General features: G+C 58.7%; 1 pseudogene. It reads right to left on the bottom strand.

From position 1 onward, the window contains the following. Positions 1 to 288, bottom strand: a pseudogene (locus tag HOP53_RS21470) (AraC family transcriptional regulator); the annotation flags it as partial.

The raw sequence follows: 288 nt of genomic DNA, 5'->3' as shown, positions 1-288 counted from the left end.
GAGCATCGTAGAAGTCGCTGGCAACGCCCACTCGCAGCCTGGAAAGGTGGCGCAATTCGGAGTGTTTCTCGGTGATCCCGATCAGCAAATCAAAAAGCAGCTCTTCCAGCCTGCCCTGAGGCACAAAGCCGAAAGAAAACATGGCATCGATCAGCAGGTCCGCATGATCCCGCATACGGGACGTAAGTTCGATGCAGGGGCTGGAAAAGAAGTCGGGGCGACCGCTCAACGCCAGTCCGCGCTGCAAGGCCGCCAACCAGCTCGGCTCGATGTAGAGGGCCAGGATCA

The organism is Billgrantia ethanolica (genome assembly GCF_021404305.1).
In the GTDB taxonomy this organism is placed as follows: domain Bacteria; phylum Pseudomonadota; class Gammaproteobacteria; order Pseudomonadales; family Halomonadaceae; genus Halomonas; species Halomonas ethanolica.
Note: the sequence above shows the minus strand (reverse complement) of the source record. Positions and strands in the feature narration are given on the sequence as shown.